A 26,530-nucleotide genomic window follows, 5' to 3' on the forward strand; every position below is an offset into this window, starting at 1 on the left:
GAGATGTCGGTTGTATTGCAGTTTAGTGAAGATTCGCGCAGAGAGTAGGCCGGGTATGGCGAAGCCACCCGGCGCTAAAGCGGATTAACGCAGAATTTTCTTCTCAGCCAGATCCAGCGCGAAGTAGCTGAAGATCAGATCCGCGCCCGCGCGTTTGATCGCCCCCAGGCTTTCGAGGATCACTTTCTCTTCGTCGATGGCACCCGCCTGCGCGGCGAATTTGATCATCGCGTACTCGCCGCTCACCTGGTATGCGCCCAGCGGCAGTTCGGTGCGTTCGCGAATGTCGCGCAGGATATCCAGATACGCGCCGGCCGGTTTCACCATCAGACAGTCTGCGCCCTGTGCTTCATCGAGCAGAGATTCACGAATCGCTTCGCGGCGGTTCAGCGGGTTCATCTGATAGGTTTTACGATCGCCTTTCAGCGCCGTGCCCGCTGCTTCACGGAACGGGCCGTAGAAGGAGGAGGCGAATTTGGTGGAGTAGGACATGATGGCGGTGTCGGTAAAGCCTGCCGCATCCAGCGCATGACGAATAGCCTGAACCTGACCATCCATTGCCGCAGAAGGTGCAATGAAATCCGCACCCGCGGCGGCGGCAACCACCGCCTGCTTGCCCAGATTCAGCAGGGTCGCATCGTTGTCCACGCCGTGATCGCACAGCACACCGCAGTGGCCATGAGAGGTGTATTCGCAGAAGCAGGTATCGGACATGACGATCATCTCCGGCACACTCTCTTTGCAGATGCGCGACATGCGTGCCACGAGGCCGTCTTCTTTCCATGCATCACTGCCGGTTGCGTCAGTGTGGTGGGAGATACCGAACGTCATCACCGAGCGGATGCCCGCATTCGCAATGCGTTCGATCTCGCGGGCCAGATGCTTTTCAGGAATGCGCATCACGCCCGGCATCGCGTCGATGGCTTTGTAGTCATCGATCTCTTCTTCAACAAAAATCGGCAACACCAGATCGTTTAAGGTCAGTGTTGTCTCTTCAAACATGGCGCGCAGTGCGGGTGACTTGCGCAGGCGACGGGGACGAGCAATTAAATCGGTCATGGTATGCCTGATGTTTGTGGAACAAAGAGGCTTAGTGTACCTGAAAGCGGAGAGTGGTGTTTTACTAAAGTTGTCTTTTAGATTTTCGAAATCGATTAATATACGCTACATGTATTTTGTATATATTATAAATCTTATTATGGTGTCCAGAGTGGTATGTGATATTGGTGAGGCTTCTATATTGGTTTGGGATTATAAATATAAATGATTTATTGCTTTTTATTATATGTGTCGAAGCAACTAAAGTAGTTTGCAATCAGTTGAATTTATAATATTTATTCATAATGATTGATATTGTCCTGGGTTTATAAGCTTATTTGTCTGAATACGGACTTAATGGAATCATTCATTGAACCTTTTCGAAGTGAAACTGCATAATTCCTTCCGCAATTAAACGTTGCCAAATGATTTGATGGACAAACTTGCTTACGTCCCTGAGGAGGGATGACCCAATGCAAACATGGAAAAAGAAACTGGTTGTATCACAACTTGCATTAGCCTGCACACTGGCTATCGCTTCTCAGGCCAATGCGAAAGATATATCCGGCACGACATATAATACTTTTGGATATGACAATACTGCGTCCACGCCCTGGTATTATGGTTATGCTGACTGGGATTATTCAGATGCCACACATGATGGTGACATTTATCCAGTCATCAATAAATCAACCGTAAACGGAGTTATTTCGACATACTATCTGGATGATGGTGTCAATGGCCGTGCGAACGCGTTGAGTATTTCTAACAGCACCATTAACGGCATGATCACGTCAGAGTGTATGACCACGACGTGTGCAGAAGGCGTGGATACTGACGGCACTACGCATACCCAGTACGATCGTTTTAGCCTGACTGTTGATAACTCCACCATCAACGATACCTACGAGCATTATGCGTATGATGTCGTTAATGGCGATACCACTGAAACGCATTATCTGGACACCTATGGTCTGGGTAACGCCATCACCCTGGATGTTGAGTCTGATATCGTTATTCAGAACAATTCCCACATCGCGGGCATCACGCTGACGCAGGGTTATCAGGAGCTTGATAACACGCCATACGACGGTGTTGAAGGCGTTGCTAACAGCAGCAATATCTTTACCGATACGCTGGTGGTGAAAGACTCTGTGCTGACCTCTGGCGCATACAGCGATCTGGGTACCAGCGGCTTCTACGGTCAAACGGCGAAGCCAAGCGACTACGGTGAAACCAACGCCACGGCTGCGGATGATGCGGCGCTGATCGTTGCTGCCAGTGCGTCTGATAACGCCATGCAGACCACCGCTACCTTCGATCACTCTACCGTTACGGGTGACATTCTTTTCTCCAGCACCTTTGATAACAACTTCTACGAGAATGGCGATCCGGCAACGGATACCACAGAAGATGGCGTCTATAACCCAACCACCAACGGCTGGGATGGTACCGATAAACTGGATGTCACGCTGACCAACGGCAGTAAGTGGGTGGGTGCAGCGCAGTCCAGCGTTGAAGCTATCGGCACTGCGCAGATGTATGGCCAGGGCTACAGCAACGTAGACTGGCACGCATTGTCCCCGAATAGCATCTGGCCTGATTCTACCTTTGACAGCAACGGTCACGTTGCCGGTGAAGAGGTGTATCAGAGCGGCCTGTTCAACGTGGCGCTGGATAACGGTTCCGAGTGGGATACCCGCAAGATCTCCAACATCGATGCACTGACGGTGAACAACCAGTCTCAGGTCAATGTTGAAAACTCCGGCCTGCTGGCAGATTCCATCACCCTGACCAATGCTTCAACCTTGAATATTGGCGACAGCGGTGCCGTGGCAACCGACAGCCTGTATCTGGATAGCTACAGCCGTGCGGCACTGACTGAAGAGACGGCAGAACTGTATGCCAACACCATTACTGTAGACAACGGTGCAGAGCTGGCGCTGGGTCTGGGTCAGGTTGATACGCACAATATGGTGCTGACCGATGGCGGTGTGCTCAACGTTGCCAGCCGCGATTATGTGCTGAACAGCGACCTGAACAACGCACGCTATATCACCAACGATAGCCATAAAGCGGACTACGACTATGGTGTTGTCGCGCTGAACTCTGACGGCCATCTGGCGGTGAACGGTGACGTTGCCGGTAACTATAAAGTGCGCATCGACGATGCGACCGGTGCAGGCTCCGTAGCTGACTACAAAAACAAAGAGATCATTCGCGTCTATGACAATAACGCGGATACCGCTGCCAGCTTTACTGCGGCAAACAAAGCTGATTTAGGTGCATACACCTATCAGGCGCAGCAGAAGGGTGACACCGTTGTTCTCCAGCAGGAAGAGCTGACTGACTACGCCAACATGGCGCTGAGCATTCCTTCTGCTAATACCAACATCTGGAATCTGCAACAGGATACCGTGGGTACCCGTCTGACCAACAGCCGTCATGGCCTGGCAGATAACGGCGGCGCATGGGTGAGCTATTTTGGCGGCAACTTTGACGCGGATAATGGCACCGTTAGCTACGATCAGGACGTAAGCGGCATTATGGTGGGGCTGGATACTCAGATCGACGGTAATAACGCGAAGTGGATTGTCGGTGGTGCGGCTGGTTTCGCGAAGGGTGATATCAGCGATCGTACTGGTCAGGTCGATCAGGACAGCCAGACTGCGATGATCTACGCGTCGGCGAAGTTCATGAACGACATCTTCCTCGACAGCTCCATGAGCTACACCCGCTTCAACAACGACCTCTCTGCTACCATGAGCAACGGTCAGTATGTTGACGGTAATACCACGACTGACGCCGTTGGTTTCGGGATGAAACTGGGCTATGACTGGAAACCAAACCTGTCTGGCTACGTCACGCCTTACGCGGCGATCTCTGGCCTGTTCCAGTCCGGTGATGACTATCAGTTAAGCAACGACATGCGTATCGATGGCCAGTCTTACGACAGTATGCGTTATGAGCTCGGCGTGGATGCAGGTTATACCTTCAACTACGGTGGCGAGCAGGCATTAACCCCTTACTTCAAGCTGGCTTACGTGTATGACGATGCCGACAACAATGCTGATATCAACAATGACAGCATTGACAACGGCGTGGAAGGCTCTGCGGTTCGCGTGGGACTGGGCACTCAGTTCAGCTTCACGAAAAACTTCAGTGCTTACACTGATGCGACTTATCTGGGCGGCGGCGACGTTGACCAGAACTGGGGAGCAAACCTGGGTGTGAAATATACCTGGTAAGAAAAAACGCGGGGGATTTTGCCCCCGCTTTTTTATGTGCTTTAAAAATAATAAAGAACCGACATATACAGATGACTTGAGGTATGCATGAACGTTAATGCGAAACCACTTTCTGAATTAAGCCGGCTCATAAAGTGTCTGGAAGTCGCCGGTACCCCATTTAAAACGGAACCACAACAATTTATAACTACCGGCAATAATGATGATGAACCATTGACATTTGTAATACAATCCGGCCTGACAGTCGTTCACCGTAAATCAGATGAATTACTCGTGGGTATTGCACGGGCACCCTATATTCATGGATTAAGTGCATGGATTAATGACAGCTATCTTGAATATTCCCTGATGGCACAAACACCTTGTACCGGATTTTATTTGCCAGCCTCTACTGCATGCGAAATTATTCAAGAAGCACAACTCTGGCAAGAAGCGTTCTGCTGGCTTTCATGGCTAAATCATTTACTGGGAAAACGTGATATCCAGCTGGTCGGAAATAATTCGTATAGCCAAATTCGGGCGATGCTAATCAATATGGCCGAGTGGGATGACACGCTACGCTCAAAAATTGGTGTGATGAATCATATTCAGCGTAGCACGCGTATATCACGTTCGGTGGTTGCGGAGGTTCTGGCGGCGCTACGTCAGGGGAACTACATCAATATGAGCCGGGGCAAACTGATCAGTATCAACCGTTTGCCCACGGACTATTAAGCTCAGTTAGCGGCCGTAAGTACCTGCGCTTTATTGGCGCTCAGCTCGGCTACAAGGTTATTTACGCCATCACTCATATTCACGAAGCGGGTGTTCGGTGACCGGGTGACCACCACAAAAGCGCCCACGTTTGATTGCGGAATCATCGCCATGTAGGTGATGAATCCGCCACCCCCACCGGTTTTTTGAATAATACCCGGGCGACCATCTTTTGGCGCCATATATACCCAGCCCATGCCGAGGGCATCGGCTTTACCGGGAACATCCATACCAATGACGCGACGTAACTGAGCACGCTGGTAGATGAGCGTCTGCATTCGGTCGGCCTGATTACTGCGCGCGTAAAAATCCGATGAGAGGAACTGTTGCATCCAGCGCATCATGTCGCCAGGCGTAGAGTAAACCCCACCGCTGCCAATGGCTGCCAGCGTGTTATTACACGGGCTGGCCCCTTTTTCCGCCACCATCAGACGCTTGCACTGGTCCGGGGAGGGGGTGTAAGTAGTATCTTTCATCCCGAGCGGACGCGTGATTTGCTCTTCAAAAAGTTGAGGGTAAGGCTTACCTGATGCCGTTGCTAACGCGTCGGCCAGCAGATCAAACGCCAGGTTAGAATAGCCAGCCTGAGAACCCGGGGCCGATTTCAGCGTTGCGGTGCTCAGGTAGTTCCAGCGTTGTTCGCGAGTTGGCCAGACAAAGACAGGGCGATGCGCAGCGCCACCGGGCTGTTCTCGCGGCAGGGCGCTGGTATGGGTCGCCAGGTTCACCAGCCTGATCGGCGTTCCCTGATATGTCGGAACGCGAGCGCCGGGTGGCGCATATTTGCTGAGCGGATCGTCGAGTTTTACCACGCCCTGATCGAGCAATTTCACCAGCATTTCGCTGGTCATCAGCTTGGTTATCGACGCGACACGGATAACGGAATCCAGCTGCGGGCGAACGTTATTTCCCGGTCGTGTTTCACCGAAGCTGCGAAACACCCGCTGGTTACCGTCGATCACGACCAGCGCCATTCCCGTCGCACCACTGCCGTAATAAATAAGGTTCGCATAGCGATCGGCAATGTCAGAGGCCAGAACCGGTGCCGTCAGAGGCTGTGCTGCCTGGGCGGTGGACAGGCTCACCGCACACAGCGCGGCGAAAGAGAGCAGACAACGTTTCAACGAAAAGCATCCATCCAGTGAATAAGGAGAGTTACGGGTAGTTATACTACTAATCGGCGTCGGGCAATCGTCCGATTTGCATAACGATAGCGAGAAAAACGTAACCGTGGGTAAATTTGCACAATTTACTTACGGCCAGACTCCCATTTTGTGACATCGGGCTTATGATAGTCACCAGTTACATTCATTATTGCGGAGAACGGTATGTCTGAAAAGCGTGTGGTTTTGGTGGTTGATATGCAGAATGGGGTGTTTAAGACGCCGCGCCATCAGAGTGAGAAATGTGTCTCACTGATCAATCAGCTTACCCAGGCTGCTGAGGCCGTTATTTTCATACAGCATACTGAAGCTGGCGGGCTAGAGGAGGGGAGCGAAGGGTTTGCATTGCTGCCCGATCTCAACCAGCCGGCAGGGGCGTTTTACGTCACGAAGACCGCTTGCGATGCCTTCTATAACACTTCGCTCGAGGCACTGTTGCGCGAACAGGAGATCGATGAATTTATTATCTGCGGCTGCGCGACGGATTATTGTGTCGATGCCACCTTTAAAAACGGTGTCAGCCGGGGCTACCACATCACGGTTGCGGAGGATGCCCACACCACGGCCAATCGTCCAGCGGCCGATGCCCAGGTTCTGATCGCGCACTATAACGATGTCTGGCGTAACTTCATCGCCCCTGCCAACCCGCCTTCGGTGAAACGCACCGAAACAATTCTTGAAAACTGGAAAGCGAACTAATAATTCACCCGCAGGTCTGACTTTTTTGCCTGAGCCGGGAGGCTGGCCCAGGCAAGGTTTCGTGTGGCGATATGTTAAACACAGCAACAGCCATAACAACAAGAAGGAAGCACAATGTTTAAGTCTTTTTTCCCAAAGCCGGGGCCCTTTTTCCTGTCGGCATTTATTTGGGCACTGCTGGCTGTCATTTTCTGGCAGGCCGGTGGCGGCGCGTGGCTGACCCGTCTTACGGGGGCAACGGGCGACATTCCCATTAGCGCTGCGCGCTTCTGGTCCATGAGCTATCTGCTTTTCTACGCCTATTACATGCTCTGCGTGGGGCTTTTTGCCATGTTCTGGTTTATCTATTCGCCTCACCGCTGGCAATACTGGTCGATTCTCGGCACGTCGTTAATCATCTTTGTCACCTGGTTCCTGGTGGAAGTGGGCGTGGCGGTCAACGCCTGGTATGCGCCGTTTTACGATCTGATCCAGACGGCGCTGAGTTCGCCGCATAAAGTGACCATTAACCAGTTCTACCATGAGGTGGGGATCTTCCTCGGCATCGCCCTCATCGCCGTGGTGATCGGCGTGATGAATAACTTTTTCGTCAGTCACTATGTGTTCCGCTGGCGTACCGCGATGAACGAACACTATATGGCGCACTGGCAGCACCTGCGTCATATCGAAGGTGCCGCACAGCGTGTGCAGGAAGACACCATGCGTTTTGCCTCTACACTGGAAGATATGGGCGTGAGCTTTATTAATGCCATCATGACGCTGATCGCCTTCCTGCCGGTGCTGGTGACGCTCTCATCCCACGTTCCGGAACTGCCGATTGTCGGCCATCTGCCGTACGGCCTGGTCATTGCCGCGATTGTCTGGTCGCTGATGGGAACGGGACTGCTGGCAGTGGTGGGGATCAAGCTGCCGGGGCTGGAATTTAAAAACCAGCGCGTGGAAGCGGCCTACCGTAAAGAGCTGGTGTATGGTGAAGACGATCCCAACCGTGCGTCACCGCCTACCGTGCGTGAGCTGTTTGGCGCCGTACGTCGTAATTACTTCCGCCTCTATTTCCATTACATGTATTTCAATATCGCGCGCATCCTTTATCTTCAGGTTGATAACGTTTTCGGGTTGTTCCTGCTGTTCCCGTCCATCGTTGCGGGTACGATTACACTCGGTCTGATGACCCAGATCACCAACGTTTTTGGTCAGGTTCGCGGTTCGTTCCAGTACCTGATTAGCTCCTGGACTACGCTGGTGGAGCTGATGTCCATCTACAAACGTTTACGCAGTTTCGAGCGTGAGCTGGACGATAAGGATTTGCAGGAAGTCACCCATACATTAGGTTAAAAAGGAATTGCTATGCCATTTGCCGTACCACGTGCATTACCGCTGACGTTACTCGCCGCCGTCGTGCTGGCGGGCTGTGCCGAGAAAGGGACTACCCCGCTCAAAGAAGGGGAGAAGCCCGTTGATGTGGCGAGCGTGGTGCGGCAAAAAATGCCCGCCAGCGTGAAGGATCGCAGTGAGTGGGCTGATGCGCTGGCAACGACCTTCAAAAGTCAGAAGATCGCGCCTACCGAGGAGAAAATCTGCTCGGTGCTGGCGGTGGCGCAGCAGGAATCGATGTATCAGTCAGATCCTGTTGTGCCTGGCCTGAACAAAATCGCCTGGAAGGAGATCGACCGCCGGGCCGAATCGATGCATATCCCGGTTTTCCTGGTACATACCGCCCTTAAAATCACCTCGCCAAACGGGAAAAGCTACAGCGAACGGCTGGATACGGTGAAAACCGAGAGGCAGCTCAGCGCCATTTTCGATGATTTCATCAATATGGTGCCGATGGGGCAGAAGCTGTTTGGCTCGCTGAATCCGGTACATACCGGCGGTCCGATGCAGGTAAGCATCGCATTTGCGGAAAAGCATACCGACGGCTATCCGTGGGAGATCGACGGTACGGTGCGTCAGGAAGTCTTCTCCCTGCGCGGTGGGCTGTGGTTTGGGACGTATCACCTGCTGAATTATCCGGCCAACTACGATAAACCGCTGTATCGTTTTGCCGACTTTAACGCGGGCTGGTATGCCAGCCGAAATGCAGCCTTCCAGAATGCGGTAAGCCGCGCCAGCGGTGTGAAGCTCGCTTTGGATGGCGATCTCATTGCATACGGCAGCAGCGAGGCAGGGTCCACCGAACGGGCAGTGCGAAAAATTTCGACGAAACTGGAGATGAGCAACAGTGACATTCGCCGACAGCTGGAGAAGGGTGACAGCCTGGCGTTTGAGAAAACGGATCTGTATAAGCAGGTTTTCGCGCTTGCAGAGAAGAAAAGTGGAAAGGCACTACCCAGAGCCATTCTGCCAGGCATTCAGCTTGAAAGCCCGAAGATCACGCGTAACCTGACGACCGCATGGTTCGCAAAACGCGTGGACGATCGTCGGGCTCGCTGTATGGGACTGTAATCAGTGGCGGTTGCGCCAGCGCAGCACGAGCGCAATCACGCCCAGAACCATGCTGCCCGCGAGGAAGGGAATGAGCCCGAATACGGTGCTCACGCCTAAACCGATTTCAACGCGCGGGCGGCCGGTATCCTGCACCTGCATCAGATGCTCATACACGCCAGGGGCATGCACCAGCATGTTCAGCAGTTGGGTTCCTGCCCAGAAACAAAACAGAACAAACAGGGCATAGGCAATATTCCCCGCCGTGGAGGTTTTTGGTTGTTTTCCGCCAAAAATCGGTTTCGACAATGTAAAGTCTGCCATAAGACCTCCCGAAAATATCACTCTGTTTTAATACGCGTCGTACAGGGTGAGTGTGACAGGTCATAGCATTTGTCAATATCAGAATCGTGGGAAATTCGGCTCAGGATTTCTCCTGGATTGTCGATTTCTGCATCACGTCACAAATTGATAACATAAGTGAAACTGCGCTGCTTTTCAGAATTTACGTATCCGCCACAGACGGCTTTATCAAACTGTGAGAGGATAGTTTTTTTTTCTGCCGGAGTTGTCATGAAGCTCACTTCCAAACTACGCCGTGACTGGCATTACTACGCCTTTGCGATCGGGCTGATCTTTATACTCAACGGTGTTGTCGGGCTGCTGGGATTTGAAGCGAAGGGCTGGCAAACCTATGCGGTTGGGCTGGTGACCTGGGTAATCAGTTTCTGGCTGGCGGGATTCATTATCCGCCGTCGTCCCGATGAGACGACGGCAGAGAAAGCCGACTAACCGTCAGTTAACAGAGCTTTTCAGGGCGCTGTCAGCGGCGTGACGCTCCAGCGCCAGTTCAATCAGGCGGGTGATCAGTTCCGGATAGCTTATTCCGCTGGCCTGCCACAATTTCGGGTACATGCTGATATTGGTAAAGCCCGGCAGGGTGTTGATTTCGTTAATCACTACCTCGTTATCCGCCGTCAGAAACACATCGACGCGCGCCATCCCACTGCATCCCAGCGCCTGATAGGCTTCAACGGCGATCGCCCGGATCTTGTCGTTAACGTCAGGATCGAGCGCGGCGGGAACCACAACCTGGGCACCTTTGTCGTCAATATATTTGGTGTCGTAGGAGTAGAAGTCGCTATTCAGCACCACTTCACCACAGGTACTCGCCTGCGGGAAGTCGTTACCCAGTACGGCGCACTCAATTTCGCGCCCGTTAATTCCCTGCTCAACCACCACCTTGTGGTCAAACTCAAAGGCCAGACGAACGGCATCGTTAAACTGTGCTTCGCTGGTGACTTTGCTGACGCCGACGGATGAGCCCTGATTCGCCGGTTTCACGAACAGCGGCAGGCCGAGTTGCGCCTGGATCTGCGCGAAGCTGTGTTTATCGCGGTTGGCGCGAGTGAGCGTGACGAACGGTGCAATATTCAGACCGGCGTCGCGCAGCAGACGTTTAGTGACGTCTTTATCCATGCAGGCGGCAGAACCCAGCACATCGGAGCCGACAAACGGCAGGTTCGCCATCCGCAACATGCCTTGCAGGGACCCGTCTTCGCCCAGCGTGCCGTGAACGATAGGGAACACCACGTCAATCTGTGCCAGCGCCTGCGCGTTCCCGGCATCGATAAGCTGTCCCTGTGCCACGCCTGGAACCGTTGCGACGCTGATATCAGAAGGATTAAGGGCGATGCGCGCCGGATCATCAGCGTGTAACAGATACTGGCTGGCATCGTTAACATGCCACTGGCCCTGTTTATCAATGCCCAGCAGCACCACGTCAAAACGGCTTTTATCAATCGCATCAACGATATTTTTAGCCGATTGCAATGACACCTCGTGCTCTGATGATTTTCCCCCAAAGACAATACCTACGCGCTGCTTTGCCATCTCACTCTCTTCCAGTCTGACGAAAAGCCAATAACATACCACGATGCCCGGCGGGTTTCGCGGCCTTCTGCCATAATGTTTTGAGGGATGTTGAAGGGGGGCGCGTGAAAGGAAAAGGTCTGCTTATTCTTATTGTTATTGCCGGGATCGCCACGGTGGGCTACCGCTGGTTGCCGCCGCATTACAACCCTTTCGTGCCGCTTACGCTTGACGATCCGCCTGGAAAAATAACCCAGTTTAAACTCCGGCGCTTAACGCCGCAGGCGTGCGCAAACCTGTTAGCGCAGGCGAATCAACGCCAGCTTATCCGTACCCAGGCGGTCGCTGACAGCGCCGGTGAGTGTCCGCTGAGTAACGTGGTGCGCGTGCGCGATTTTGGCCCGGTCAGCCTGAACGGCAGCTTCCTTGCCAGTTGCCCGCTGGCGTTAAGCTCGGCGCTGTTTGTCAGCCAGCAGGCCCGGCCGCTCACCAAAACCTGGACCGGCAGCGAGCTTACGCGTATTGAACATCTGGGCAGCTTCGCCTGCCGCAATATCTACAGCCGCCCGGATGCGCGGCGCAGCGAACATGCCACGGCGGATGCGCTGGATATCAGCGCTTTCAGGCTGGCAAACGGACAGCGTGTTACCGTCCTCAACGGCTGGAAAGCGGAAAAGACGCAGCCCTGGCTACAGGCGCTGTTGTCGGCAAGCTGCGGCTATTACGGTAACGGTCTGGGGCCGGACTACAATGCCGCCCATGCCAACCATTTCCATCTGGGAATGCGCGGCTATGGCTTATGTCGATGAAGCATAATCTTCCGCCGAAAATTGGATAGATTGTGACTTATCTCACAAATATGATGACTGGGAAGATAAAACACCAAAGTCTGCAAGGCCGCATCTCTGGCGCTATGTCATTGCGCGTAACTTGCTAATCTGTCGGCGAATTCGCCTAAAAATGAAGACTATTTCTGTTATGGAATCCTGGAAAGTTAACCTCATTTCAGTCTGGTTCGGCTGCTTCTTCACCGGACTGGCTATCAGCCAGATATTGCCCTTCCTGCCGCTTTACGTGTCGCAGCTGGGGGTCACTTCCCATGAAGCGCTCTCTATGTGGTCCGGCCTGACGTTCAGCGTGACGTTTCTGGTGTCCGCCATTGTGTCACCGATGTGGGGCAGCCTTGCGGATCGCAAGGGGCGCAAGTTGATGCTGCTCCGCGCCTCGCTGGGGATGGCGATAGCCATTTTGCTCCAGGCCTTCGCCACCAACGTCTGGCAGCTGTTTATTCTGCGGGCGATAATGGGGCTGACCTCCGGGTACATTCCGAATGCCATGGCGCTGGTGGCCTCACAGGTACCGCGCGAGCGGAGCGGCTGGGCACTCAGCACGCTTTCCACGGCCCAGATTAGCGGTGTAATTGGCGGCCCCCTGCTCGGCGGCTTCCTGGCTGACCATGTTGGGCTGCGCGCGGTCTTTATCATTACCGCCATCCTGCTAACGGTCAGCTTTCTGGTCACCCTTTTTCTGATTAAAGAGGGCGGTCGGCCTGTCGTCAGCAAATCAGAACGCCTGAGCGGAAAGGCGGTTTTCGCCTCGCTACCTTATCCTGGCCTGATGATTAGCCTTTTTGTGACAACGATGGTGATCCAGCTCTGTAACGGCTCGGTGGGACCGATTCTGGCGCTGTTTATCAAGTCGATGGCACCGGACAGCAGCAACATTGCTTTTCTGAGCGGGATGATTGCCGCCGTGCCGGGCGTGTCGGCGCTGATGTCCGCTCCGCGTCTGGGGAAACTGGGCGACAGGATCGGTACGGCACGCATTCTGATGGCAACGCTCATCATTGCGGTGATCCTTTTCTTTGCCATGTCGTTCGTCACAACACCGCTTCAGCTCGGGGTGTTGCGCTTCCTGCTTGGCTTCGCGGATGGTGCTATGCTGCCCGCTGTACAGACGCTGCTGGTGAAATATTCCAGTGACCAGGTAACCGGCCGCATTTTTGGCTACAACCAGTCGTTCATGTATTTAGGCAACGTAGCGGGCCCGCTTATTGGCGCCTCGGTCTCGGCGATGGCGGGTTTCCGCTGGGTATTTGCCGCGACGGCGGTGGTGGTGCTTCTTAATATTATTCAACTGGCCTTTGCCTTGCGCCGTCGCCGGCGAATCGCTGAGGCAAAGTCAGCCCGGCAAACACGATAATATATTATTAATTCTTATGATGGCCGCATTTTTATATAACGAAATGCGGCTTCTGTCTTTTAGAAAAACGTTTCGCTTGCGCTCCGAAATATCTTTTTTGGCAGCAATGTCACTTTTGCATAAGATAAAACCAATCCATGCTTTTCATTATTCAGTGAGGGTGTTAATTTCAGGGGAAATCACATAAGGACATAGCACCATGAAAAATCTCATTGCTGAGTTGTTGGTTAAGCTTGCCCAAAAGGAAGAAGAGTCGAAAGAGCTGGTTGCCCAGGTCGAGGCGCTGGAGATCGTTGTGACGGCGCTGTTGCGACAGATGGCAAAACCAGAGCAGGAGGCGTTGATCGACAACGTTGAAGGCGCGCTGGAAAAAGCTCGCCCTGATTCACAGGTGCCTGCAGAGGACGCGGAGCTGCTTCAGCAATACGTAAAGAAGCTTTTAAGGCATCCTCGCAGTTAACCCGCCAGAGGTGAAATGACGTGTCACAGAATTGTCATGCAGGATGCCTGGCGTCGCTCTGTTTTTATTTTTACCCTGTTACCATAGGGAAATTAAAATGAAGCAGAGCACACTTTTCACCGCATTAAACTCGCTCGTAATTACCTCCTCCGTTCCTGCGAAACCGGTTAATAATAATCGCGCTGCGACGGGACTGAAATAACCCTGAATCACGGTGAAAATCATGGTGCAGGGTGGTTTTTTTCCCGTAACGAACCAGACTTAACGTGGAACTTCACATAAAGGATGGTGCAATGAAAACAACAATACTGGTTACCCTGCTCTCTGGCCTGTGTCTGATCGCCTCAGCACATGCGGAAGAGAAAACGTTAACGCCCCAGCAGCAGCGCATGACGACCTGTAACCAACAGGCGACCTCGCAAAGTCTGAAAGGGGATGCCCGTAAAACGTATATGAGCGACTGCCTTAAAAATGGTACGACCAAACCGGGTGAAAAAAGCCTGACCCCGCAGCAGCAAAAAATGCGCGAGTGCAATGCCCAGGCGACACAGCAGATGCTGAAAGGCGACGATCGCAGCAAGTTTATGAGCGCGTGCCTGAAAAAACAGGCGTAGTGCTAATGGGTGAGTCACGGCTGTGGCTCACCCAAAATTTCATACTTTCCCCGCTATCCCCCTCTCTATAATTTGGGAAAATGTTTCAGAATATTCCCAAAAATGATGAATGATGAGTTTTATGACAATCACGAGAACATTCGGGAAGCGTGGTATCAGCAGCTTTCTCAGGATGACTCATACCGTTCCGGTCTGCGATTTGCCCGGCGAATACGGCTGGCACGCATCGTTGGTCTGGCGGCGCTGTTTGTTCCGCTTGCCAGCGTTCTGGTGAGTCAGCTTCTTTCTGGCGTCTGGTGGTTGTTATTGGTGGGCTGGGTCTTTGTCTGGCCCCATCTGGCCTGGCAGCTGGCTTTTCGTTCGACCTGCCCCCACAGCGGTGAAATCGTTAATCTGAAAATCGATGCCATCATTGCTGGCGTCTGGATGGGATTAATAGGGTTCAATGCGCTGCCAACGGCGGCGCTGATCGTGATGATCGGCATGAACATGATGGGATCGGGGGGATGCCGCTTATTTCTGACAGGACTTGCGCTGCTTGCTCTGTCTGCCCTGCTCACCGTGCAATCCACGGGTACTCCTGTGCTATGGACCTCTGAACCGCTGGCGTTGTGGCTGACGCTCCCCGTGCTGGTGGTCTACCCCATGCTGTTTGCCTGGCTCAGCCACCGCACGGCGATCCGGCTGGCAGAGCATAAGCGTCGGCTTGAGCTGATGAGTACCCGCGACGGAATGACCGGCGTGTTCAATCGCCGTCACTGGGAAACGTTGCTGCGTAACGAATTTGAGGCCTGCCGTCGCAGCCATCGACAGGCGACGATACTGCTCATCGATATCGATCACTTCAAGACGATCAACGACACCTGGGGGCATGACGTGGGGGATGAAGCGATTGTCGCCATCACGCGCCAGCTTCAGCTGACCCTGCGCGCAGGCGATTATATTGGCCGCTTCGGGGGAGATGAATTTGCGGTGATCATGTCCGGCACGCCTGCCGAAAACGCGATTGCGGCGATGGCGCGCGTCCATGAAAGGCTGGTCAACATGCCGCTGCACGGAGCACCTATGGCGAGGTTGTGTATCAGCGTTGGGGTTGCCCCCTGGGGGGCGCAGTTCACGCACTATCGTGAATGGCTAAAGGCCGCGGACGTGGCCCTCTATAAAGCCAAAAATGCCGGACGGGGTCGCACCGAAGTGGCCGCCTGACGCCCGGCGTAACGCATCAGGACTTACTCAGCTTCTCTGATTTTTCCATGCATTTTTCCATCGCCTCGATCACGGCGGAGCGGAACCCGCGCTCTTCCAGCACGCGCACGGCTTCAATGGTTGTGCCACCCGGCGAGCACACCATATCTTTCAGTTCGCCCGGATGTTTACCCGTTTCCAGCACCATTTTGGCCGAGCCCATCACCGCCTGCGCCGCAAATTTGTAGGCCTGCGCGCGCGGCATACCGCCAAGTACGGCGGCATCGGCCATGGCTTCGATAAACATAAAGACATACGCCGGGGCAGAACCGCTCACGCCTACCACCGGGTGGATCATCGGTTCGGCAATCACTTCCGCTTCTCCGAAGCAGCGGAAAATGTTCAATACATCCGCCACCTCTTCAGAAGTAACCAGCGCGTTCGGGGTAACGGAGGTCATACCGGCATTCACCAGCGACGGGGTGTTTGGCATGGCGCGAACAATCTTACGGTCGTGCCCCAGCGCGCGGGCGAGCTGGTCGAGGGTCACGCCTGCGGCAATCGACACCACCAGGCTCTCTTTGTTCAGGCTGGAGGTGATCTCGCTCAGGACTTTAATCATGATATTCGGCTTAACGGCGCCAAAGACAATGTCCGCCACCTGAGCCACTTCCTGCGCGCTTTCGGCGGCGTTGATACCATACTCATCACGCAGCGCCGCGACTTTATCCGGGGATGGGGTGAAGACCCAAATCTGCCCCGGCAGCACCTGGCCGCTGGCTATCAGTCCACCGAGGATAGCTTTACCCATGTTTCCGCAGCCGATAAACCCGATTTTCTTATCCATCACGTCTCTCCGTTATTATGCGTTGTTATCTCTCATTGATAGCTTAACAATGAAATGCAGGCGACAATAGTCGCCAGAATCATAATGGGGAGACACTATGGCGATTTGGGTTGATGCGGACGCGTGTCCGAATGTGATTAAAGAGATTTTATTTCGCGCCGCCGAGCGGGTGCAGATGCCGATGACGCTGGTGGCGAACCAGAATATCCGCGTGCCGCCCTCCAGGTTCATTCGTTCTCTGCGCGTGCCGGCCGGGTTCGACGTGGCAGATAATGAGATAGTACGCCTGTGTGACGCAGGAGATCTGGTGATCACGGCGGATATCCCGCTGGCTGCCGACGTGCTGGCGAAGGGGGCCGCGGCGCTTAACCCGCGCGGCGAGCGCTACTCTCCGGCAACGATCCGGGAGAAGCTCACCATGCGTGATTTTATGGATACCCTGCGTTCCAGCGGCGTGCAAACCGGTGGGCCGGACAGCCTGTCGCAGCGCGATCGCCAGCAGTTTGCCGCCGAGCTGGATAAATGGCTGCTGGAAGTGAAGCGCCGCCCGGCGTAGCCCACCTCCGGGCTGTTTTGTGGTACAGTGTGGCTTCCACAGGCTTGTCATTCCGTACCGCTTTGCAGTAAAGTTAGCGCAACATCTTCTGCAATCATTTCTTTACAGCCTTCAGTTATCCGGCAGCAAGGGGAACACCTGGTTATGAACCCACCCATCTTTTTAGTTGGCCCTCGCGGCTGTGGGAAAACCACCGTTGGTCTGGAGCTGGCGCGTCTGTGCCAGAGTCAGTTTGTCGATACTGACCACTGGCTCCAGGAGAATGCCGGTAAGACCATCGCCGATATCGTGGAGAATGAGGGGTGGGAGAGCTTTCGTGCGCGCGAAACGGCCACGCTGGAAGCGGTGACCGCGCCGTCAACCGTGATTGCGACCGGTGGAGGCATTATTCTGGCGCCGTATAACCGCCAGTTTATGCGCGAAAAGGGTGTCGTAATCTACCTTTGTGCCCCGGTTTCTACGCTGGTGGGGCGGCTGGAGGCGTTTCCGGAAGAAGGGCAGCGCCCGGCGCTGACCGCGAAACCGCTGAGTGAAGAGGTCAGCGAGGTCCTCGCCGAACGCGATGCACTGTACCGCGAGGCGGCACACCACGTTGTGGATGCGTCAGCGTCACCCGAGAAAGTTGCGATTCAGATTATTACCGCCCTGCGTTTGGCTTGCGCCAGCTAACAGCCGTCTATACTCATAGCTCAGACATAAAAAAAGGATGAGCTATGCCAACCAGACCTCCCTATCCACGTGAAGCCCGCATCGTTACCGTTGAAAAAGGTAATAGCGATCAGACCGTAACCTGGTACCAGCTGCGTGCCGATCACCCTAAACCTGATTCGCTGATCAGCGAACATGAAACCGAACAGGAAGCGCTGGATGCGAAACGGCGCTATGAGGATCCTGAGAAGTCCTGACAGGAATCCGAATTCGTTACAACCGTGCCTGAATCACACTTTTAACATATCGCTGATGTTAAGCAGCAGTTAATATTTAGTTATTACAGGTGGATTCGGAAAGGCCAGTCGATCTTTACATTACGGTGTAGAGATCCCCTGCTACCCTTGGTGCTGTTTTGTTGAAAAAATGAACAGTGCAGCGTAGTGAGCCTGTACTTGTGTGGCAGTTGTGGTAGTAACGGAAGGCGATCAAAATGAAGGCGACGTTGGCGATCCTCACGATTGGTGTGGTGCCTGTAAGCGAAGTATTACCGCTCTTAACCGAGCATGTCTCTGAACAACAAATTACGCATCTCAGTCTGTTAGGGAAGCTCAGTCGGGAAGAGGTCATGGAAGACTACGCGGTCGGAGAGGGGGAAGATCCCCTGGCAACGTTACTCAGTGACGGTAAACTGGCGCATGTGTCGCGCCAGAAAATTGAGCGCGCGCTACAGGGTGTGATCGAAGTGCTCGACAATCAGGACTATGACGTCATTTTGCTGATGAGCACAGCACCCGTTAAAGGACTCAGCGCGCGTAATGCCATTCTGCTCGAACCGATGCGGATTATCCCCCCGCTGGTGGCGTCAATTGTTGATGGTCATCAGGTGGGCGTGATCGTTCCCGTAGAAGAACTGCTGGATAACCAGACGGTGAAGTGGGCCGCGCTGGAGCACACCCCGTTGTACGCGCTGGCAAACCCGTTCTGGGACAGCGAAGCGAAGCTAATTGCGGCCGGGCAGGAGTTGATCGACAGAGGGGCGGATGTCCTGATGCTGGACTGCCTGGGCTTCCATCAACGGCATCGTGATTTACTGCAAAAGGCGCTGGATGTTCCGGTGCTGCTCTCTAACGTCCTGATGGCGCGCCTGGCGTCAGAATTACTGGTGTAATGATTTTGCGTGACAGGTCATGAGCATGGCCCCTATAGTGGATTTTTCTCAATAAATATAAGGGCCAGTTCATGCTTCAAAGTAACGAATACTTTTCCGGTAAAGTGAAATCCATTGGTTTTACCAGCAGCAGCACTGGCCGCGCCAGTGTCGGCGTCATGGCGGAAGGGGAATACACCTTTGGCACCGCAGAAGCGGAAGAGATGACGGTGGTCAGCGGCGCGCTGAACGTCCTGCTGCCGGGTGAAACGGAGTGGAAAGTCTATAGTGCCGGGCAGGTCTTCAACGTGCCGGGCCACAGCGAGTTCCATTTGCAGGTTGCAGAGCCAACCTCTTATCTGTGCCGCTATCTGAAATAAAAGCATGCCGGGTGGCGCATTCGCTTACCCGGCCTACGTTTTGCCTGTCAACGCTGCGCTTCGCCGCCGAGACCTTCCACCAGGTTCTGGATCAGCGCCGCCAGCTCGCCGGTCATCAGGATAAAGTCTGCGTCAAAGCGCTGAGCATAATCTTCGCGGTCGATATCTTCGTTCTGATCGCGCAGTTCATCGCAGAATTTAAGGCGCTTCACGGAGCCGTCATCACACATCACAAACTGAATGCGCTGCTGCCAGTCGAGTGCCAGTTTAGTCACCACTTTGCCCGCTTCAATGTGCACGGCGATCTCGTCGCTCACCAGATCCTGTTTCTTCGCGCGGATCACGCCGCCATCTTCCAGCAGCGCTTTCAGCTCTGCTTCATCAAGGATCTGGAAGCCCTGCGCGGCAGTCCCGCTGCGCACCCACTCAGTCAGGGTCAGCTCAATCGGCGTCTCCAGTGCCAGCGGTACCACCGGTAATGAGCCAAGGCTCTTACGCAGCAGCGCCAGCGTATCTTCCGCTTTTTTGGCGCTGGCGCAGTCGACCATGATCAGCCCGTTCACGGTGTCGATCCACATCATGGTCTGGCTAAAGCGGCTAAAGGCGCGCGGCAGCAGCGAGTGCAGCACTTCATCCTTCAGTGAATCTTTTTCGGTTTTTTTAAGCTTACGGCCCTGTTCAGCTTCCAGCTTGAAGATCTTCGCTTCGAGCGCCTGCTTCACCACAGGCGTCGGCAGGATCTTCTCTTCTTTGCGGGCGCAAACGATGATTTGCCCCGTGCTGCTGGCGTGGGTCAGCGCATCGCTTTGAGAACCCATTGGCGGAACCCAGCCGGTTTTTGCCATATCCTGGCTACCGCAAGGGGTAAAGGAGTAAGCGGCTAACTGTTTTTCCATCTCTTCTGCACGCAGCGAAACGTCGCGGCTGAGACGGTAAACCATCAAATTTTTGAACCACAGCATGATAATTTCCACGGCCTTGTCGTTAAATCAGCGGGCATGATAACGAATTGTCGCATCGCTTGCATTGCTAATCGGGAAGTGGGCTTCTACTCTGTTGATAATCAAAATAATGAGGAGTGTCTTGTGCGTATTGGGATTGATTTGGGCGGCACCAAAACAGAAGTTATTGCGTTGAGCGAGCAGGGGGAGCAACTGTTTCGCCACCGTCTGCCTACGCCGCGCGATGATTATCACCAGACCATAGAGACGATTGCCCGTCTGGTCGATATGGCAGAGCAGGCAACGGGCGAGACGGGCACGGTCGGGATGGGGATCCCCGGCTCCATTTCGCCGTATACCGGCGTGGTGAAAAATGCCAACTCCACCTGGCTCAACGGTCAGCCGTTTGATAAAGACTTAAGCCAGCGTCTGAACCGGGAAGTGCGTCTGGCAAATGACGCTAACTGCCTGGCGGTCTCTGAGGCCGTAGATGGCGCAGCGGCTGGCGCGCAGACCGTATTTGCGGTCATTATCGGTACCGGCTGCGGGGCGGGCGTGGCCTTCGGTGGGCGCTCGCATATTGGCGGCAACGGCACCGCGGGTGAGTGGGGGCACAACCCGTTACCGTGGATGGACGAAGATGAACTCAAATACCGTGCCGAGGTACCGTGCTACTGTGGCAAGCAGGGCTGTATTGAGACCTTTATTTCCGGCACGGGGTTTGCCACCGATTATCATCGTCTGAGCGGCCAGCCGCTGAAAGGTAACGAGATTATGCGTCTGGTTGAGGAGCAGGATCCGGTGGCTGAACTGGCGCTCAGCCGCTACGAAATGCGGTTGGCTAAATCACTGGCGCATGTGATCAATATCCTCGATCCGGACGTGATTGTGCTGGGCGGCGGCATGAGCAACGTTGACCGGCTGTACGCGACGGTGCCAACGCTGGTGAAACAGTGGGTATTTGGGGGCGAATGCGAAACGCCGATCCGCAAAGCCGTCCATGGAGATTCCAGCGGTGTGCGCGGCGCGGCGTGGCTCTGGCCGGAATAAACGCAAAACGGCAACTTGCGTTGCCGTTTTTGATGTTTGTACCCTCTCCCACAGAGAGAGGGCCAGGGTGAGGGCAACATCCCCCATTTACTGCACCGCAAACTCCCTGTCCAGCCTGCTATACCCCAGCCCGTTGATCTTCTTCACCTTGATCTGCACCGGAATACGTTCTTTCATTGCCTCTACGTGGCTGATCACGCCGATGGTTTTCCCGGTGGCGTTCAGCGCGTCGAGCGCATCCAGCGCGGTGTCCAGCGTTTCGCTGTCGAGTGTGCCGAACCCTTCATCCAGGAAAAGCGAGTCAATGCGCGTTTTGTGACTGACCAGATCGGAAAGCGCTAAAGCCAGCGCCAGACTGACGAGGAAACTTTCCCCGCCGGACAGGGTACGGGTATCGCGTACCGCATCGGCCTGCCAGGTATCAACCACCTCCAGCTCCAGCGCGTCGCTGGCTTTACGCTGAAGCAGATAGCGGCCATGCAGACGGTTGAGCTGCTGGTTGGCAAGCCACACCAGATTATCCAGCGTCAGCCCTTGGGCGAATTTACGGAATTTATCGCCGGTGCTGGAGCCTATCAGCGCATTGAGATAGCCCCAGTCGTCAGCCTGACGCGCCGCCTCCTCAATCTGCTGCATAAGCGCCTGCTGGTGCAGACGGTTATCGGCGTCCTGTTTGAGCTGCTGGCGGATCTCCCCCTGACGCGTGGTGTTTTCACGAAGCAGTTGCGCCAGCTGGTGTAACTGCGCCTGAAGGGTTGCGGCGTCGGTTTCCAGCCCCTCCGGGCGTTGTGCCTGGTGCGCCTGAAGCTGCTGGTTTGCCTGTACGGAGAGCGCCGTGGCCTGCTGGAGCTGGTTCTCCAGCGTCTGCTTTTGTTGTTCAAGCTGGCGGATCGACGCTTCATCCAGCAGGGCGGAGAGAAAAGCCTCCTGACTGGCAAAGCAGCTCGCGGTCAGCGCGGCGCTGAACTGAGCCTGCGACTGCTGAAGCCGTTCACGCTCAAGCGTCTCCTGCTGCTGTAGGGTGGCGAGCTGGCTTTGTAGCGACACGCATTCGTCATGGATGCCGCGCCAGTTCTCAGGGATAACCGCGTCGGCTTCTGCGTCATCAGAATCCGGCAGCGTCTCCAGGATGGGCATCAGGGCGTTAATACGTTCCTGAATCGTACCGTGCTGGGCCTGTTTTTCCTGCCAGCGGGTATATTCAGCTTCGCGTGCGCTCAGCCAGGCGCTTTCGGCCCCTTCATCGGGCACGCTAAGCGACAGCGACTCTAGCGAGGCTGCCAGCGCCTGACGCGTCGCCGTCAGCTGCTGCTGGTACTGGCGCGCCTGATCTTCCTGTTCATTGAGCTGGTTTTGCAGCGTCAGACGCTGGCTAAGCTGATACAGCTGGCGTTCATACTGCTCCTGTTCGCTCATCCAGGGGGCAATATCATCCTGAATATTCAGCGCTATGTTCAGGGAGGCGCAGACCTCCAGCCACTCTTTAGTGAGTGCTTGCTCTTCCTGAGAGAGGGCCTGTACTTCCTCTGTCTCGCGCTGGATCTGTTGGGTGAGCGCATTCACCTGCCCGAGCACCAGCAATCCTTCCTCTTTTAGCGCGGCAACCTCTTTCTCCAGCGCGTCGCGGCGGCGCTGATTGTCGGTCAGTTCAAGCGCCTGATACTGCACAACTGCCGGGTGTTCGCTTGAACCGCAGAGCGGGCAAGGCTTACCCGCTTCGAGCTGTGCACGATAGTTCTCAAGATCCTTGATTGTCGCCTCACGCTCACAGAGCGCTTTCAGGTCGGCATAGTGCTGATTTTTCTCTTTGAACTGCTGACGCCGCAGGATCAGCGTTTCATTGAGCTTAGCCTGCTCAGCCTGCGCTTTCTGCACGCTTTCCGCATTCTGACGCAGCCGTTTTTGCAGCGGCTGATAGCGAGCGTGAAGCGCAGTCAGGCGCTGGCGGAGCGCCCGCGATTGTGCCTGTTGCTCCATTGCCGTCGCGAGATCCTCAGCCGTCAGCGTCAGCGTACTCTCCGGCATCTCAGCCAGTTTCTGACGAAGCTCAGCCATACGCGCTGACTGGGCCACAAGCTGATTTTTATCGCGACTCAGTTGCGTAAAATGCGCCCGCCAGCCGGCAATTTCCTGCCCCCACTGACGGAAACGATCGTGTTCGGTTAGCCACTGCGTCAGTACCGTGTGTTCTGTCCGCAACTGTTCACGGTTGTGCAGCGCACCGTTGCGAATACGCGAGCGCTGCGCCGCTGTGTCGAGTAAGCGAGTATTTACTTCAACAATTCGCGCTGTTGTCTGCGCCAGGCGGGTAGTCTGCTCCTGCTGATACTCCCACAGCGGACGTAGCTGGGCGGCGGGCTGTGCCAGCTGGAGCTTCGCCAGTTGCGGCGCGGCGTCCGTCAGAGCCTGTTGCGCCTGCTGCTGCGAAGCGGCTGCGCGTTGCTGCTCACGCATCAGCTCGTCGTTACGCGTAAGCCACTGAAAATCTTTCTGTTGGCTCTGCTGCTGTGCCAGCAGGTTTTTTTCTTCGTCAGTAAGTGCCTGCAAACTTTGCTGCAAGTGCTGCTGCTGTTCCTCGCTCAGCAGCACAACGCCTGCGGCCTGCGCTTCGCACATCTCCAGCGCGTTGCGTGCCGCTTTGTGTTTTTCAAAAACCATGGCGGAAATGTGGCCGTAAATTTCCGTGCCGGTCAGTTCTTCCAGCAGCTCTGCGCGATCGCTCGGTTTAGCATTCAGGAAGGCGGCAAACTGCCCCTGTGAGAGCAACATCGAGCGGGTAAAGCGACCATAGTCCAGCCCGGTGAGTGCGGCGGTTTGTTCCAGCTTATCCGTGACTTTATCGGCCAGAATTTTGCCGTCTTCGCAGCGGGCCAGCTCAACGCGCGGTGCCTGTAAGTTCCCGTCTGGCTGGTTGCGGGCGCGGTTCTGGCTCCAGAAAGCGCGATAAGCAACGCCTTTGACCTCAAATTCCACTTCAGCCAGGCATTCGGCGGTATCGCGCGTCATCAGGTCGTTTTGTGCCTGAGAGACCTTATTAAGACGCGGTGTTTCGTGGTAAAGCGCCAGGCAGATGGCATCCAGCAGCGTGGTTTTACCCGCGCCGGTTGCGCCGGTGATGGCAAACAGCCCATTGCTGGCGAAAGGCTCCGCGGTGAAATCGATTTTCCACTCACCCTTTAGCGAATTCAGATTTTTCAGACGCAGGCTCAGAATTTTCATGCGTTTTCGTCCTCGTCATTGAGGGAATGCAAGGTATGGGCAAACAGCTCGTTAAGCCTGGTGCGCCTGGCCTCGTCCACTTCTTCATGCGCAAGCCGCCGCGCGAACACCTCTTCAACCCGAAGTTCGCTAAGCGTTTCACGCTGGGCGTTCAGCAGAATTTTCTCGCGCTGCTCGCGGCTGCGACGTACCAGCAGCACCTCCACGGGAAGGTCTTCCGTCAGCGTCTGAATTTTACGCTGCATATCGTACAGGTAGTCATCGGTGGTGATTTCGATATCGAGCCAGACGGGGGGATTAAGCGCTGCGCCGCGCCACTGCTCAAGCTGAGCGGTAATGGCGGCCAGATCGCCTTTCAGCACCGCCAGCGGCTGGGTGACCGGCACCTCAAGCGTCTCAACGGCGCTAAGTTTGCCTTCGGTGAAGCTCACCAGATGCACGGATTTGGCTTTGCCCGTTTCGTCAAAACTGAGGGAAATGGGCGAGCCGCAATAGCGAATATGCTCGCATCCCCCGACGATCTGGGCCCGGTGAATATGCCCGAGGGCAATGTAGTCGGCGGGGGGAAAGTTTTGCGCTGGAAACGCGTCCAGCGTACCGATATAAATCTCGCGCACCGCGTCACTCTTACTGGCCCCGACGGTGGTGAGGTGCCCGGTGGCAACGATAGGAATGGCCTGTTCGCCGCGCAGGGCGCAGGCTTCCGTATGCTGCTGGTGATAATAGCGGGTGATGGCCTGCAACAGATGCTGCTGTTTTTCGCTCCCGGACAGGCCTGCCTGGCTTTGCACGATATCGCGCGGGCGTAAAAACGGAATTGGGCATAGCACTGCGCCCGGCGTGCCGTCACGTTTTTTCAGGATCTGCGGCGCGTGTCCGGCGCTGGCCACCACGGTGGTATTGAGGAACGCCAGAATATCGCGGGATTCATTCAGCGTCGCGACCGAGTCATGGTTTCCGGCGACAATCACCAGGTGACAACCGGTTTGCTGGAGGTTGACCACAAAACGGTTGTACAGCTCACGCGCATAGCTCGGCGGCGATCCGGTATCAAAAATGTCGCCCGCCACAATAATTGCGTCCACCTCGTGAGCCTGAGCCGTCTCCAGCAGCCAGTTCAGGAACGCGTCATGTTCCGCGGCGCGGCTTTTGCTGTAAAAATTTTGACCCAGGTGCCAGTCTGAGGTGTGAAGTATGCGCATAAGAGATCCGTGGCAATAATAAGAAAGCAGGATTATAAACGTTCGGGGAACGGAAAATAACCGCTGTAATAAAACAACAGTTTGCTATTTATCGTGGTAATGTTTTTCATAAATCTGTCATAAATCTGACGCATAATGACGCCGCATTACAGACTTGTAACTTAAATACGATAAGACAGGGCAAAGTATGGCGAGACGTATTCTGGTCGTAGAAGATGAAGCTCCGATCCGTGAAATGGTGTGCTTCGTGCTTGAACAAAATGGCTTCCAGCCGGTTGAAGCGGAAGATTATGACAGCGCGGTGAACCAGCTGAATGAACCCTGGCCCGATCTGATCCTGCTGGACTGGATGCTGCCTGGCGGTTCAGGATTGCAGTTTATCAAGCATATCAAACGCGAGGCGATGACCCGCGATATCCCGGTGGTGATGCTGACGGCCCGCGGTGAGGAAGAGGATCGCGTGCGCGGTCTGGAAACCGGCGCGGACGATTACATCACCAAACCGTTCTCCCCGAAAGAGCTGGTGGCGCGTATCAAAGCCGTGATGCGCCGTATTTCACCGATGGCGGTGGAAGAGGTGATTGAGATGCAGGGCCTGAGCCTGGATCCTACCTCACACCGGGTCATGACCGGTGAAAATCCCCTCGATATGGGCCCCACCGAATTTAAACTCCTGCACTTCTTTATGACCCACCCGGAGCGCGTTTACAGCCGCGAACAGTTGCTGAATAACGTCTGGGGAACTAACGTCTATGTCGAAGACCGAACGGTTGACGTCCATATTCGCCGCCTGCGTAAAGCACTGGAACTGAGCGGCCACGATCGCATGGTACAGACGGTCCGCGGCACGGGTTATCGCTTCTCGACCCGTTTCTGAAC

Annotated in this window: 26 protein-coding genes; 18 read left to right on the forward strand and 8 right to left on the reverse strand. The window is 54.8% G+C overall.

The window, feature by feature from the left end:
- Positions 1-84 precede the first annotated feature (84 nt).
- Positions 85-1,059, reverse strand: a complete 975-nt coding sequence (gene hemB, locus ACOTXC_RS08435) for a porphobilinogen synthase (RefSeq protein WP_003859169.1) — start codon at positions 1,057-1,059, stop codon at positions 85-87.
- A 452-nt stretch (positions 1,060-1,511) separates the two neighbouring features.
- On the opposite strand from hemB, the gene ACOTXC_RS08440 reads away from it, so the two are divergent.
- Both ACOTXC_RS08440 and ACOTXC_RS08445 read left to right on the forward strand, forming a co-directional pair.
- Entirely contained in the window at positions 1,512-4,286 is a 2,775-nt protein-coding gene (locus tag ACOTXC_RS08440; protein ID WP_023305556.1) for an autotransporter outer membrane beta-barrel domain-containing protein, read from the forward strand.
- Between the two features lie 87 nt (positions 4,287-4,373).
- Positions 4,374-5,000 carry a helix-turn-helix domain-containing protein gene (locus ACOTXC_RS08445; RefSeq protein ID WP_022647199.1) on the forward strand — a complete coding sequence of 209 codons (627 nt, stop codon included), beginning with the start codon at positions 4,374-4,376 and terminating at the stop codon, positions 4,998-5,000.
- A gap of 2 nt (positions 5,001-5,002) precedes the next feature.
- On the opposite strand, the gene ampH is transcribed toward ACOTXC_RS08445, so the two are convergent.
- Positions 5,003-6,163, reverse strand: coding sequence for a D-alanyl-D-alanine-carboxypeptidase/endopeptidase AmpH (gene ampH, locus ACOTXC_RS08450; protein WP_022647200.1), 1,161 nt, complete (start codon positions 6,161-6,163; stop codon positions 5,003-5,005).
- 204 nt (positions 6,164-6,367) lie between these two features.
- On the opposite strand from ampH, the gene ACOTXC_RS08455 reads away from it, so the two are divergent.
- The 3 genes from ACOTXC_RS08455 (at position 6,368) to ACOTXC_RS08465 (ending at position 9,346) form a co-directional block, all read left to right on the forward strand.
- The gene (locus ACOTXC_RS08455) at positions 6,368-6,901 is read left to right on the forward strand and encodes an isochorismatase family protein (RefSeq protein ID WP_023305557.1); all 534 of its coding nucleotides are present in this window, start codon (positions 6,368-6,370) and stop codon (positions 6,899-6,901) included.
- Positions 6,902-7,015: 114 nt separating this feature from the next.
- Entirely contained in the window at positions 7,016-8,236 is a 1,221-nt protein-coding gene (gene sbmA / locus ACOTXC_RS08460; protein WP_022647202.1) for a peptide antibiotic transporter SbmA, read from the forward strand.
- A gap of 12 nt (positions 8,237-8,248) precedes the next feature.
- Positions 8,249-9,346, forward strand: a complete 1,098-nt coding sequence (locus ACOTXC_RS08465) for a DUF1615 domain-containing protein (RefSeq protein WP_421767566.1) — start codon at positions 8,249-8,251, stop codon at positions 9,344-9,346.
- On the opposite strand, the gene ACOTXC_RS08470 is transcribed toward ACOTXC_RS08465, so the two are convergent.
- Positions 9,347-9,649, reverse strand: a complete 303-nt coding sequence (locus ACOTXC_RS08470) for a DUF2755 family protein (RefSeq protein ID WP_003859159.1) — start codon at positions 9,647-9,649, stop codon at positions 9,347-9,349.
- A gap of 249 nt (positions 9,650-9,898) precedes the next feature.
- Here ACOTXC_RS08470 and ACOTXC_RS08475 point away from each other — a divergent pair, with 249 nt between their 5' ends.
- Positions 9,899-10,117, forward strand: coding sequence for a DUF2754 domain-containing protein (locus ACOTXC_RS08475; RefSeq protein WP_022647204.1), 219 nt, complete (start codon positions 9,899-9,901; stop codon positions 10,115-10,117).
- 3 nt (positions 10,118-10,120) lie between these two features.
- Here the strand turns inward: ACOTXC_RS08475 and ddlA are convergent, their stop codons facing one another.
- Positions 10,121-11,218, reverse strand: a complete 1,098-nt coding sequence (gene ddlA / locus ACOTXC_RS08480; protein WP_022647205.1) for a D-alanine--D-alanine ligase — start codon at positions 11,216-11,218, stop codon at positions 10,121-10,123.
- A gap of 104 nt (positions 11,219-11,322) precedes the next feature.
- Between ddlA and ACOTXC_RS08485 the strand changes: the two genes are divergently transcribed.
- From ACOTXC_RS08485 to adrA, 5 genes are all read left to right on the forward strand, one after another.
- A complete protein-coding gene (locus tag ACOTXC_RS08485; protein WP_192970629.1) occupies positions 11,323-12,006 on the forward strand; it encodes an extensin family protein in 684 nt (227 codons plus the stop codon).
- Positions 12,007-12,175: 169 nt separating this feature from the next.
- Positions 12,176-13,399, forward strand: a complete 1,224-nt coding sequence (locus tag ACOTXC_RS08490) for a multidrug efflux MFS transporter (RefSeq protein WP_023299423.1) — start codon at positions 12,176-12,178, stop codon at positions 13,397-13,399.
- Between the two features lie 199 nt (positions 13,400-13,598).
- Positions 13,599-13,859 carry an anti-adapter protein IraP gene (gene iraP / locus ACOTXC_RS08495; protein ID WP_003859148.1) on the forward strand — a complete coding sequence of 87 codons (261 nt, stop codon included), beginning with the start codon at positions 13,599-13,601 and terminating at the stop codon, positions 13,857-13,859.
- A 293-nt stretch (positions 13,860-14,152) separates the two neighbouring features.
- Positions 14,153-14,473 (forward strand): phosphate starvation-inducible protein PsiF, encoded by a 321-nt coding sequence (gene psiF / locus ACOTXC_RS08500; RefSeq protein ID WP_022647208.1) that lies wholly within the window; start codon positions 14,153-14,155, stop codon positions 14,471-14,473.
- A gap of 102 nt (positions 14,474-14,575) precedes the next feature.
- Positions 14,576-15,679 carry a diguanylate cyclase AdrA gene (gene adrA, locus ACOTXC_RS08505; RefSeq protein WP_421767567.1) on the forward strand — a complete coding sequence of 368 codons (1,104 nt, stop codon included), beginning with the start codon at positions 14,576-14,578 and terminating at the stop codon, positions 15,677-15,679.
- Between the two features lie 16 nt (positions 15,680-15,695).
- Here the strand turns inward: adrA and proC are convergent, their stop codons facing one another.
- On the reverse strand, positions 15,696-16,505 hold the full coding sequence (gene proC, locus ACOTXC_RS08510) for a pyrroline-5-carboxylate reductase (RefSeq protein ID WP_023305563.1): 810 nt from the start codon (positions 16,503-16,505) through the stop codon (positions 15,696-15,698).
- Positions 16,506-16,602: 97 nt separating this feature from the next.
- On the opposite strand from proC, the gene ACOTXC_RS08515 reads away from it, so the two are divergent.
- The 5 genes from ACOTXC_RS08515 (at position 16,603) to ppnP (ending at position 19,239) form a co-directional block, all read left to right on the forward strand.
- Complete coding sequence (locus ACOTXC_RS08515) at positions 16,603-17,061, forward strand: YaiI/YqxD family protein (protein ID WP_022647211.1); 459 nt, start codon at positions 16,603-16,605, stop codon at positions 17,059-17,061.
- A 144-nt stretch (positions 17,062-17,205) separates the two neighbouring features.
- On the forward strand, positions 17,206-17,730 hold the full coding sequence (gene aroL / locus ACOTXC_RS08520; protein WP_023305564.1) for a shikimate kinase AroL: 525 nt from the start codon (positions 17,206-17,208) through the stop codon (positions 17,728-17,730).
- Between the two features lie 44 nt (positions 17,731-17,774).
- On the forward strand, positions 17,775-17,966 hold the full coding sequence (gene yaiA / locus ACOTXC_RS08525; RefSeq protein WP_023305565.1) for a protein YaiA: 192 nt from the start codon (positions 17,775-17,777) through the stop codon (positions 17,964-17,966).
- A gap of 236 nt (positions 17,967-18,202) precedes the next feature.
- Entirely contained in the window at positions 18,203-18,880 is a 678-nt protein-coding gene (locus ACOTXC_RS08530) for an AroM family protein (protein ID WP_003859133.1), read from the forward strand.
- 71 nt (positions 18,881-18,951) lie between these two features.
- Positions 18,952-19,239, forward strand: coding sequence for a pyrimidine/purine nucleoside phosphorylase (ppnP, locus tag ACOTXC_RS08535; protein ID WP_003859131.1), 288 nt, complete (start codon positions 18,952-18,954; stop codon positions 19,237-19,239).
- 47 nt (positions 19,240-19,286) lie between these two features.
- Here the strand turns inward: ppnP and rdgC are convergent, their stop codons facing one another.
- Entirely contained in the window at positions 19,287-20,201 is a 915-nt protein-coding gene (gene rdgC, locus ACOTXC_RS08540) for a recombination-associated protein RdgC (RefSeq protein ID WP_006809928.1), read from the reverse strand.
- A 123-nt stretch (positions 20,202-20,324) separates the two neighbouring features.
- Between rdgC and mak the strand changes: the two genes are divergently transcribed.
- Positions 20,325-21,230, forward strand: coding sequence for a fructokinase (gene mak / locus ACOTXC_RS08545; protein ID WP_003859127.1), 906 nt, complete (start codon positions 20,325-20,327; stop codon positions 21,228-21,230).
- Positions 21,231-21,317: 87 nt separating this feature from the next.
- Here the strand turns inward: mak and sbcC are convergent, their stop codons facing one another.
- Together sbcC and sbcD are read right to left on the reverse strand one after the other, a co-directional pair.
- A complete protein-coding gene (gene sbcC, locus ACOTXC_RS08550; RefSeq protein ID WP_319855031.1) occupies positions 21,318-24,449 on the reverse strand; it encodes an exonuclease subunit SbcC in 3,132 nt (1,043 codons plus the stop codon).
- Positions 24,446-25,651, reverse strand: coding sequence for an exonuclease subunit SbcD (gene sbcD / locus ACOTXC_RS08555; RefSeq protein WP_199008996.1), 1,206 nt, complete (start codon positions 25,649-25,651; stop codon positions 24,446-24,448). The genes sbcC and sbcD overlap by 4 nt, the downstream gene beginning before the upstream one ends.
- 187 nt (positions 25,652-25,838) lie before the next feature.
- On the opposite strand from sbcD, the gene phoB reads away from it, so the two are divergent.
- On the forward strand, positions 25,839-26,528 hold the full coding sequence (phoB, locus tag ACOTXC_RS08560; RefSeq protein ID WP_003859122.1) for a phosphate response regulator transcription factor PhoB: 690 nt from the start codon (positions 25,839-25,841) through the stop codon (positions 26,526-26,528).
- Positions 26,529-26,530 lie beyond the last annotated feature (2 nt).

The sequence above is a fragment of the Enterobacter cloacae complex sp. IR5428 genome (assembly GCF_049238585.1).
GTDB classification, from domain to species: domain Bacteria; phylum Pseudomonadota; class Gammaproteobacteria; order Enterobacterales; family Enterobacteriaceae; genus Enterobacter; species Enterobacter intestinihominis.

Coding starts and splice junctions, on each gene's coding strand:
- sbmA (WP_022647202.1), top strand. CDS start 7,016: ATGTTTAAGTCTTTTTTCCCAAAGCCGGGGCCCTTTTTCCTGTCGGCA.
- phoB (WP_003859122.1), top strand. CDS start 25,839: ATGGCGAGACGTATTCTGGTCGTAGAAGATGAAGCTCCGATCCGTGAA.
- sbcC (WP_319855031.1), bottom strand. CDS start 24,449: ATGAAAATTCTGAGCCTGCGTCTGAAAAATCTGAATTCGCTAAAGGGT.
- sbcD (WP_199008996.1), bottom strand. CDS start 25,651: ATGCGCATACTTCACACCTCAGACTGGCACCTGGGTCAAAATTTTTAC.
- ACOTXC_RS08475 (WP_022647204.1), top strand. CDS start 9,899: ATGAAGCTCACTTCCAAACTACGCCGTGACTGGCATTACTACGCCTTT.
- ACOTXC_RS08440 (WP_023305556.1), top strand. CDS start 1,512: ATGCAAACATGGAAAAAGAAACTGGTTGTATCACAACTTGCATTAGCC.
- ACOTXC_RS08445 (WP_022647199.1), top strand. CDS start 4,374: ATGAACGTTAATGCGAAACCACTTTCTGAATTAAGCCGGCTCATAAAG.
- ACOTXC_RS08515 (WP_022647211.1), top strand. CDS start 16,603: ATGGCGATTTGGGTTGATGCGGACGCGTGTCCGAATGTGATTAAAGAG.
- ppnP (WP_003859131.1), top strand. CDS start 18,952: ATGCTTCAAAGTAACGAATACTTTTCCGGTAAAGTGAAATCCATTGGT.
- iraP (WP_003859148.1), top strand. CDS start 13,599: ATGAAAAATCTCATTGCTGAGTTGTTGGTTAAGCTTGCCCAAAAGGAA.
- adrA (WP_421767567.1), top strand. CDS start 14,576: ATGATGAATGATGAGTTTTATGACAATCACGAGAACATTCGGGAAGCG.
- ACOTXC_RS08455 (WP_023305557.1), top strand. CDS start 6,368: ATGTCTGAAAAGCGTGTGGTTTTGGTGGTTGATATGCAGAATGGGGTG.
- proC (WP_023305563.1), bottom strand. CDS start 16,505: ATGGATAAGAAAATCGGGTTTATCGGCTGCGGAAACATGGGTAAAGCT.
- aroL (WP_023305564.1), top strand. CDS start 17,206: ATGAACCCACCCATCTTTTTAGTTGGCCCTCGCGGCTGTGGGAAAACC.
- yaiA (WP_023305565.1), top strand. CDS start 17,775: ATGCCAACCAGACCTCCCTATCCACGTGAAGCCCGCATCGTTACCGTT.
- rdgC (WP_006809928.1), bottom strand. CDS start 20,201: ATGCTGTGGTTCAAAAATTTGATGGTTTACCGTCTCAGCCGCGACGTT.
- hemB (WP_003859169.1), bottom strand. CDS start 1,059: ATGACCGATTTAATTGCTCGTCCCCGTCGCCTGCGCAAGTCACCCGCA.
- ACOTXC_RS08530 (WP_003859133.1), top strand. CDS start 18,203: ATGAAGGCGACGTTGGCGATCCTCACGATTGGTGTGGTGCCTGTAAGC.
- ACOTXC_RS08465 (WP_421767566.1), top strand. CDS start 8,249: ATGCCATTTGCCGTACCACGTGCATTACCGCTGACGTTACTCGCCGCC.
- ddlA (WP_022647205.1), bottom strand. CDS start 11,218: ATGGCAAAGCAGCGCGTAGGTATTGTCTTTGGGGGAAAATCATCAGAG.
- ACOTXC_RS08490 (WP_023299423.1), top strand. CDS start 12,176: ATGGAATCCTGGAAAGTTAACCTCATTTCAGTCTGGTTCGGCTGCTTC.
- psiF (WP_022647208.1), top strand. CDS start 14,153: ATGAAAACAACAATACTGGTTACCCTGCTCTCTGGCCTGTGTCTGATC.
- ACOTXC_RS08470 (WP_003859159.1), bottom strand. CDS start 9,649: ATGGCAGACTTTACATTGTCGAAACCGATTTTTGGCGGAAAACAACCA.